Here is a 9,345-nt window from a genome sequence, read left to right on the forward strand (position 1 = left end):
CACTCCCCACTCCCCACTCCCCACTCCCCACTCCCCACTCCCCACTCCCCAATCCCATCGAACCCCTATTCGCCCGTTTCCAAGTACTAAGTGCTTGCTTTGTGGCCTTTGCTCATGGTTCTAATGATGTAGGGAATGCGATCGCTCCTTTAGCTGCGATCGTTTATATTAATCGTACTGGTAGCGTACCCACGAATGGCATTACTATTCCTATATGGATTTTAATTCTGGGTGGCGCTGGCATTGTCGCTGGTTTAGCCGTTTGGGGGAAAAAAGTCATCGCCACCATTGGCGAGAATATTATTTCTTTGCAACCCAGTAGTGGATTTTGTGCCGAACTTGCAACTGCAACCACTATTCTCCTCGCCTCTCGGCTAGGTTTACCCGTCTCCACCTCTCATGCCCTCGTAGGTGGTGTCGTTGGTATTGGACTAGTACAAAATATTAAGTCAATTAAATTCAAAACTTTACAAGGTATAGCCGCCGCCTGGTTAATTACAGTCCCCCTCAGTGCTGTCCTCAGTGCTGGCATCTTTAGCGTAGCTCGGATTTTTCTTGGTCACTGAGCGAAGTCGAAGTGACTCTCCCCACCTACGCAAATAATTTCATCAATCAAGTCAGATTCCTATACAAACATCTGCGTACAGAAAAATTCATACTGCCATAAGGCTAAAATTAAAGCGCATTTTTGCAGAATTGCTACTCATTCATTAAAATGTTGGCCAGGGGATGGTAATATTTTGATTTTTACGAGAAGTACTCACACAGATGTAAACTGTTACCCAAGTTACATTCCGCATAGATTTATATATAGTTTCGCAAGTCAAACAATTTTGTTGTTATAGTCCATGCATCTGCATGACTCTAACAATCTGTATTCATTTGGAGTGAGATTTTTTCAAGAAGTAAAAATCTCACTGGTAAATAATTGATAAAAATCAAACTGATCAAATACTTGTTGATGCCCAAAATAAAACCGCCCAGTCACGAGTAAGGCAAAGTATCAAATTTGCCAACTCTGTGTGACACATGACAGAATTACGTTGAAATGCGGAAGTCCTGTTAAAATTTTTAATTTATCTGACAAAATACAGGAAATTAGTATGAACGCCAGTCGGAAACAGCTTTATTGTCAAGGTGTTAGAGGTTAAAAGCTAATGGGGCGATTCGAGAAGCAACCAGATAACCCGCGAATCAGAGGCGATCTATCTAGAGCCGCAGAAAATGCTCTCTGGGCAGTAGTTGATGACTTAGAAAATCTCCAACAGAATGTCCTCAAAGCATTGCAGGAGGACATCAAACGGCTTCAGTCAGAAAAAAACCGTTTAACGAGTGATATTCAACACTTACAAGAAGAAAAAGAACAGTTGCTGAAGGTACGACAAATCACCGAACAGCAAGTGCTAATTCGGCAACTGGCAGAAGTTCTGGCAAAACACATATCTTCACAATTGCAATCCTCGCTATCAACTTTAGCTACGCAAGTAAACGAGGGCAACTCTTACGAGCGAACTACGCTTAAGTCTGCTGAAGTGAGTAGCAATATAGTAGGTGAGATCGGTGAAATCAATCAAAAAGTCGAACACATGCTTGGTAACTTGGATGACACCGTTACCATCACCTTTAACTCACTGCAACAAGAATTAAAGAACTATCAAAGTAATCTTTCCCAGCAGTTGTCCCGGATGTACAACCAGCAGCAACAAGGGGAAACAATTTTGATGGAGTTTATGCAGCGCTTAAATGAGGAACTAGAAAAAACTAGAGAAGAAACTTCACCAAAAGCACCCATGGGAGGAATACCCACTGTCATCCAACTCCCTGAACAAGAAGAGAAAAATTATTTTGAAATCTCTCCGGAGTTTGGCAAAGACATCAGGAATAATACTGAGTCAAATTCTACTATCCCCAAGGAATCGTCAACAAGCGAAACCGAGTTTCCATTTGCACCAATCACTCTGAACCTCAGAGAACCCTTAAACAGTGAAACTACATCTTCTGCTGCACTTCCACTACCCAAGAAAAATGTTATTGAACCAATTTCTGTCCTCAGCAAGGACTTGTCAGAAAGCGAAGTTGTATCTCCTGTAATACAATCACCGCTACCAAAAGAAAACACCACTGAACCAATTTCTGTCCTCAGCAAGGACTTGTCAGAAAGCGAAGTTGTATCTCCTGTAATACAATCACCGCTACCAAAAGAAAACATCAAGGACTTGTCAGAGAATGAGGCAACATCCTCTGTAGTACCTCCAGAACCACCCAAGAAAAACGTTGTGGAACCGATTTCCGTACTTGGCCGGAATTTATCACAGAATGAGACTACATCCCCTGTAGTAACTCCAGAGCCACCCAAGAAAAAGGCTGTGGAACCAATTTCCGTCCTTAGTCGGAACTTGCCAAAAAGAGAAGTTATATCCCTACCTCCTACTGCACCAGCACCAAAACAACGAGCAAAATCTTCTGCAACCTCACGATCGCGCAATTCCTCAAACCTAGCGCCAATTCAGATCGGTTTTTTACTAATCGTCTTGTCAACAGTAATATCTGCACTTTACAACGTCGCGATCAAAGTGATTTTCTATGAGGGTTCTCTTTTGGGAGTAATCCCCGTGCAGCGTTTATTATTGCCAACTCTAGGTAATGTTTTGTTAATGTTAACTCTCAGGTTAATAGTGGTAGTGCCAATCATGGTGCTTTTGGCTCCCATACTACACCCAAGAGTGTGGCAAGACCTGCAAAAATTGGGTGATTCGGTACGCGGAAATTCTACCCGTAGTGGTGCTGCATCACAACAGATTTTATGGTTGTCGATTGTGAGTGGATTTCTTTTATTCGTGTCTCAAGTGCTAATTTACCTTGCCATTAGTCAAGTAGCCACTGGAGTTGCGATCGCCTTATTCTTTATCTATCCAGTGATTGTGGGACTATTATCGTTACTGCTGTTTCGCGATCGCTTTAGCTTATTTGGTGGAGTTGCGATCGCTGCGATTTGTTGCGGTGAAATCTTCGTTTTAGCAAGTTCTCCCACTGACATCAGTAATATATCCCTGGGAAGCACTGCCGCCATGATTTCTGGAGTTGCTTTTGCTTGCTACATAATTTTGACGCGGCTATGTGCTAACAAAATACACCCCGTATCTTTTACTTTAATTAACTTCGCTACTATGTTAGCGGTGAGTTTTGTGTGTTTAATGCTACCTTTGCCCGGTGAATGGAATTTGTTAGTCAGCCCCTCAAAGTTCTTAGAACTTGTTCTGAGCGCATTTATTTTGGGTGTACTAACTCTCTCCAGTCACATATTCAATAATTTTGGTGTTCGCAAACTAGGCGCATCAAAATCAGCGATGATCGTCGATGGCAGCATTCCAGTTTTAACCGTGATTTTTGCCGGGTTGATTATTCAAGAGAATTTGGATATTCCCCAAATTATAGGAGTTTTGTTAGTCACTTTTGGCGCATTCGCTTTCAGCTTTGAAAAAATACGTAATCAAGTTAAATCTTTTAATTCCACAAACTAGGTAAATAGGAATTCAAAATTGAAGATGTTAGGGAATTCCAGAAAATAAATTATCCAATTTTGAGAGCGAAGATGATTATAAGATTCTTCCTCCCCTGCTCCCACTGCTCACTAAAGCCATGGGATATTTTGTTAGTTGCAAGTCCCTTACCTTACGGGATATTGCTACAGACAAGAATTCAAACCTAACTAAAGCTAAGGCTATATACATAGAAACATAGAGGTCTTAACCCTTTTAAGCTGTTCCACATATAACTTGCATAATTAGGGCGGGCAAGATGCCCACCCCACAAGAGTTTTATTTAATTTGATTATGTAATTTAGATGTTTTTTAGCTTAGTTGATGACGATATCAAAGAGACTTTTATGCCTTGGTTGTTGGCTAATATCAAGTTCGGATAATCACTTATTATTAAAATTTCTCCGCGTCTTTGCGTCTCCCACTCTCCGCGTCAGCCCTAATGATAAGTCTTCAAGCGAACATGACATAACAGCTTTCTTGATTGCAAATTGCCAATGGTTGCTGAGCGTAAACTGAAGCTTGTCTTGAGCAGAGCCGAAAGGCGTAATTGAAGTAGTTGAAGCATCGCAAATTGCGTTAGCAAGATCCGAGCGTCCGTAGGAGCGTCATTGCGAATTGCTATAAGTCACTATCTAAAAGTTGACATCAAAATATTTCCTATTCTCCGATTTTGCAAATATAGCTATAGTCACATAGTTTAGAACATTTTGAAAGCATGAATGTTACGGATAGTAATAGTTCTACCTCCTGCCTCCTGCTATATCAACAAACCTTGATTTTTTTGCAGATAAATTATTTTAATAATAAGTAAATTTAAAGTTAAGAATAGATAAATTCATACTAAAAAAGTAAAATAATGATATGATTAATAACAATTCATGTAGAAAACAACAGGTGTTTAAAAGTTGAAATTATCTGCTTTATTGGCTCTCGATGATTTGACTGTAACCTACAAATCAATACTACTCAAACCTCACTGGAGATTGTAGCTTTTGATGATATTTTCCCAAGTGCGTGTGAATTAACTTGTAAATTTTCTCACACCAGATTCAGAGACACCCCTTGTCATCACTGCAAATTCTCTTCAGCTATCTGTGTACTACCAAAAGTTACCAAAGCTCAATGGAAAACATGAGTTTTAAGAAAACGGGATTCCCAGTAAATCGTCTTACCAGCTAGTTTGTGGACTAATGCGTTATAGTGCCATAATTAAGTATGAGCGGCGTTAGCATTGTTGCTAGTTCGACAACGGGCAAAATCTGGTAAAAACTGAAAGACTTTGTGAGTTATTGGGGACGAAAAAAACAGTCGAGTTAAGGGATGCAAGCCGCCATATGTATGTGATTTTTTGGTCAGATACAGAAGCAGCCATATTTAAAATCATGGTTTTGCCTATGTACCAGAAAATCCCCTAAACATAGGGAGCTTAGCTAGCAACAAGTGGATAATTTATTGCATAATCGTCTGAAATGAAGACATTATCTTCAATCAGGTGTATACTACCTATTTTCATTGACTAATAACTTTGTAAACGTGCTATTCAATTTGTCTGTAATATGAGTAACGACATAGATCTGATCAAACGTCTTGGCCCCAGTGCGATGGATCAGATCATGCTTTATCTGGCTTTTAGTGCCATGCGGACGAGTGGGCACAGGCATGGGGCATTTTTAGATGCAGCAGCAACAGCAGCGAAATGTGCAATTTACATGACCTATCTGGAGCAGGGGCAAAACCTGCGAATGACAGGGCATTTGCACCACCTTGAGCCGAAACGAGTAAAAATAATTGTAGAAGAAGTCAGACAGGCGCTAACAGAGGGCAAGCTGCTGAAAATGCTGGGTTCTCAAGAACCTCGCTATCTAATTCAATTGCCTTATGTCTGGATGGAAAAATACCCTTGGCAACCGGGGCGATCGCGCGTTCCTGGTACAAGTCTGACAAGCGAAGAAAAAAGACAAATAGAGCAGAAGCTACCTAAAAATCTCCCCGACGCTCAATTAGTTAGTTCTTTTGAGTTTCTAGAGTTGATCGAGTTTCTGCACAAGCGATCGCAAGAAGACTTACCAAGCGAACACCAAATGCCTTTAAGCGAGGCTTTAGGTGAGCATATCAAGCGCCGCCTGCTCTATTCAGGCACAGTAACACGCGTTGATTCTCCTTGGGGAATGCCCTTCTACGCTCTTACCCGTCCATTTTATGCCCCAGCAGACGAACAAGAGCGCACCTACATCATGGTAGAAGATACCGCTCGGTATTTCCGCATGATGCGAAACTGGGCAGAACAGCGACCAAATGCCATGCGTGTACTAGAAGAGCTTGATATTCCATCAGACCGTTTGGAGCAGGCTATGGAAGAATTGGATGAAATCATCCGCGCTTGGGCAGATAGATATCATCAAGAAGGCGGCGTACCAACGATTTTGCAGATGATCTTTGGTAAGAAAGAAGACTAATGTACTCTGCCACGACGAATGTCCCTCTCCTTGACAAGGAGAGGGATGAATCAATTCAAAATTCAAAATGACCGAACAAGGCAAAAGTAAAAAGTTAAAAGCGCAAAGTAGGTGGTGTCGGTTTCCGTCCCGCCTAACTTTGTAAGAAGGCACTCATAAAGAAAAATTTTATTTTGTTACTCAAAAAGCCAGGGTTGCAAGGTGTGTTGTCACGCAGTACAACGCACCATCAACCGCTTCAAAAAGACTAAAGTCCTGACTACGAACTGGCTTACCTGTTATTAATTGCTGCCTGGTTGTGTTGGCGGCACATTAGGCTGTTGTGGAACACTTGGTTGTGTTGGCGGCACATTAGGCTGTTGTGGAACACTTGGTTGTGTTGGCGTTACATTGGGTTGCGTTGGGACTGGAGTAGTCTCAAAAGTGGGATTGAATTCTCCGGGTTGTCCAGTTGGAGGTGTAGATGAGGACGAAATACCACTAGCGCGATCGCCAGCATCAATACAAGTATCCAGAGCTTGAGCAGGGGTCAAATCAACTTCACTGCGTAAGCCAACCACACACTTAGCAAAAGTCACAGGCAACAAACTACGACCACAGTAATCCAAAACTGCTGTATTAGCTGGCTCTTTGGTATTATCACTAATACCAACTACACAGGTGGATAATTCCTGAGGACGGCGAGCCTTTCTACAAGAGGCAAGTGCATCCGCAGGTGCTATTTGTGTTTGCTTGGCAATTTTAACAACGCAGGAAGCCAAGTCTCGCGGACGTAGTGCCGTTGCACAAGCTTGTGGAGCTGCTTCTGGCGTTACACCCACGCTTAAAAGTCTACCAACACAGGCACGATAATCATTGCTGTAGGAAGCAGTAGCAGCCATAACGGGTATACTGATTGTTAACCAACCAGCCATAGCCAAAATTGGTGCTGTCAACATCCTAGAGGTAGAACTATTTTGTTTGTTCTTACCTTTATTAAACATTTTTATGGTTTGTAACATCGCCGTTCTCCAAACACCCAAAGTTATGCTAACTCAAATGAGCTATAAATCCTCTGTAATTAGAGAATTTCAGCGGTAGCGTTCAGATTGAGTACTGGGAATTGGGGAAGAAAAAGATTTTCTTGCTAGGATTAACTTTCCAAAGTTATATTAGTAGATTGTTAGCACAAAATTCTAAGGCTAAATTTAGAATTTTTGGATATTCTGATTTCTACCTACTTATAATGGTAGTTCTGAGTAAAGTTTAAACAGGATTAGATTAAGGAAACTCATGTCCCGATATCGAGGGCCACGCCTCAGAATTGTACGTCGCTTGGGCGACTTACCAGGATTAACTCGTAAAAGCGCTAGACGCGCCTATCCACCAGGTCAACATGGTCAGAACCGCAAAAAGCGCTCTGAGTATGCTATCCGTCTAGAAGAAAAGCAAAAGCTTCGCCTTAACTATGGTCTGACAGAAAAGCAACTGCTACGCTATGTTCGCAGAGCCAGACGTGTCACCGGTTCAACAGGGCAAGTATTGCTGCAATTGCTAGAAATGCGCCTGGATAACACCGTTTTCCGCATGGGTATGGCTCCGACCATCCCGGCAGCTCGTCAACTAGTAAATCACGGTCATGTAGCCGTTAATGGTCGCGTAGTTAATATCGCCAGCTATCAGTGCCGTCCTGGTGAAGAAATTGCGGTCAGAGACCGCGAAGCATCTCGGAAGTTGGTAGAAAACAATTTGCAATATCCCGGTTTAGCCAACCTCCCCAGCCATTTAGAGTTTGACAAAAACAAGTTAATTGGCAAGGTCAACAGTGTTGTTGAGCGGGAATGGGTAGCATTACAAGTGAATGAATTACTTGTGGTGGAATACTACTCTCGACAAGCCTAAGAGAGTGCTGAGTGCTGAGTAATAAAAACTCAGCACTCATTACTCAGGACTGTTTTAACCACCAATTTGCGACATGGTGCGAGTATATATTCCCGTATTTCCAGAATCGCGCTGTTTGTAGTTAATTTCAGGCTTGATTGCTAGTAAATGCCTGACCTGCTCTCGTAACTGGACGGTACTAACACCAGTACGCAGAGCAGTTTTTAAATCAATTTGACCATTTTCATTCAATAAACAGGGGCGCAGCCAACCATCAGCACTCAAGCGCATCCGGTTACAACGATCGCAAAAACACTCCGACATCTGACTAATAAATCCCAATGTTCCCTTCGCTCCCGGAATCTGAAAAACATCAGCGGGGCCATTACCACGGATTTTTGATTCTGTCAATCCCCAGCAATTGCGGATTTGTTGTCGCAACTCGGCTGAAGAGACCCAACCGCGATCGCCGAATAAATGCAAATTACCGATGGGCATGAACTCAATGAAGCGGACATGCCATTGTTTGTCAATCGTCAGGGCTGCTAAATCTAAAACTTCCTGGTCATTGACATCGGGAATTACCACTACATTTAGTTTTAGCGGGTCAAATCCAACATGATAGGCAGCTTGGATGCCATGCCAAACTTGTTGCCAGCGTCCACGTCCGCGATTCCCAATTATTTGGTCAAAGGTGTCTGGGTCGAGAGAATCAAGGCTAATATTAATCCGGTGTAACCCAGCATCGTAGAGATTTTGCGCCATCGGGGCAAGTAAAAACCCGTTGGTTGTCATGGAGAGGTCTTGAGTTTCAGCGAAAGAGGCGATCGCCCTAACTAAATCTACTACACGAGGACGCAGCAACGGTTCTCCCCCAGTTAAACGAAACCGGGTAAATCCAACAGGGATAAATACTTCTTGAATTAAGGTAAGCAGTTCTTCATCAGTTAATAACTGTTGCTTGAGGATATAGTCAAGTTCTGACCCCTCTGGCATACAGTACTGGCAGCGGAAATTACAGCGATCAATTAAACTAATGCGGAGGTAGTCTACCTGGTTCATTGTTAGTTTTTATCTTTATTGTATTTTCCGCCAGGGATGAGAAACTAGGTAGCAGGCGATCGCCCCTCGCGCTTGGCGCAGGGGAATAGGGAACAGGGAACAGAAAAACAAGATATGTAATTAATTTTGCTTAGTTACTTAACTAGTTCCGTGGGTTTAAGTCCCCGGTTATATAACCGGCAAGTTTTGTGTTGGGGTCTGTCTTACAAAGTTGAGGCAGTGTGATCTTGGGGAGCCACTGCGCCCTTCGGGTTTCCCGGCAGCCGCGCAAGTGGCGTGGTTTCCCCCATGAACAACTGCCGTCAGTGAGGAGGAAACCCAAAGAGTGACTTTGCGCTAAATCCCCATTACAAAACTTAATTACGCACTTCGTAGCGTAAAGCCTGCGGCATAGCTTCGCTTAGAGCGAGTCATCGAGCGTCGGT

The 9,345-nt window shown here is 42.7% G+C and carries 6 protein-coding genes; 4 read left to right on the plus strand and 2 right to left on the minus strand.

The window, feature by feature from the left end; all coding sequences use genetic code 11:
* From AC5JMF_RS25500 to hetR, 3 genes are all read left to right on the plus strand, one after another.
* Positions 1 to 566: inorganic phosphate transporter (locus AC5JMF_RS25500; protein WP_495798501.1), on the plus strand; the 566-nt coding region annotated here is incomplete at its 5' end.
* Between the two features lie 591 nt (positions 567 to 1,157).
* Positions 1,158 to 3,521, plus strand: a complete 2,364-nt coding sequence (locus tag AC5JMF_RS25505; protein ID WP_495798502.1) for an EamA family transporter — start codon at positions 1,158 to 1,160, stop codon at positions 3,519 to 3,521.
* 1,577 nt (positions 3,522 to 5,098) lie between these two features.
* Positions 5,099 to 5,998: a heterocyst differentiation master regulator HetR gene (hetR, locus tag AC5JMF_RS25510; RefSeq protein ID WP_495798503.1), complete on the plus strand. Its 900-nt coding sequence runs from the start codon at positions 5,099 to 5,101 to the stop codon at positions 5,996 to 5,998.
* A 281-nt stretch (positions 5,999 to 6,279) separates the two neighbouring features.
* Here hetR and AC5JMF_RS25515 read toward each other — a convergent pair whose 3' ends face one another.
* Entirely contained in the window at positions 6,280 to 6,999 is a 720-nt protein-coding gene (locus tag AC5JMF_RS25515; protein WP_495798504.1) for a hypothetical protein, read from the minus strand.
* Between the two features lie 271 nt (positions 7,000 to 7,270).
* Here AC5JMF_RS25515 and rpsD point away from each other — a divergent pair, with 271 nt between their 5' ends.
* Entirely contained in the window at positions 7,271 to 7,879 is a 609-nt protein-coding gene (rpsD, locus tag AC5JMF_RS25520; RefSeq protein ID WP_495798505.1) for a 30S ribosomal protein S4, read from the plus strand.
* 54 nt (positions 7,880 to 7,933) lie between these two features.
* Here the strand turns inward: rpsD and moaA are convergent, their stop codons facing one another.
* Positions 7,934 to 8,920 carry a GTP 3',8-cyclase MoaA gene (moaA, locus tag AC5JMF_RS25525; RefSeq protein ID WP_495798506.1) on the minus strand — a complete coding sequence of 329 codons (987 nt, stop codon included), beginning with the start codon at positions 8,918 to 8,920 and terminating at the stop codon, positions 7,934 to 7,936.
* Positions 8,921 to 9,345 lie beyond the last annotated feature (425 nt).

This window comes from Desmonostoc vinosum (assembly GCF_059505385.1).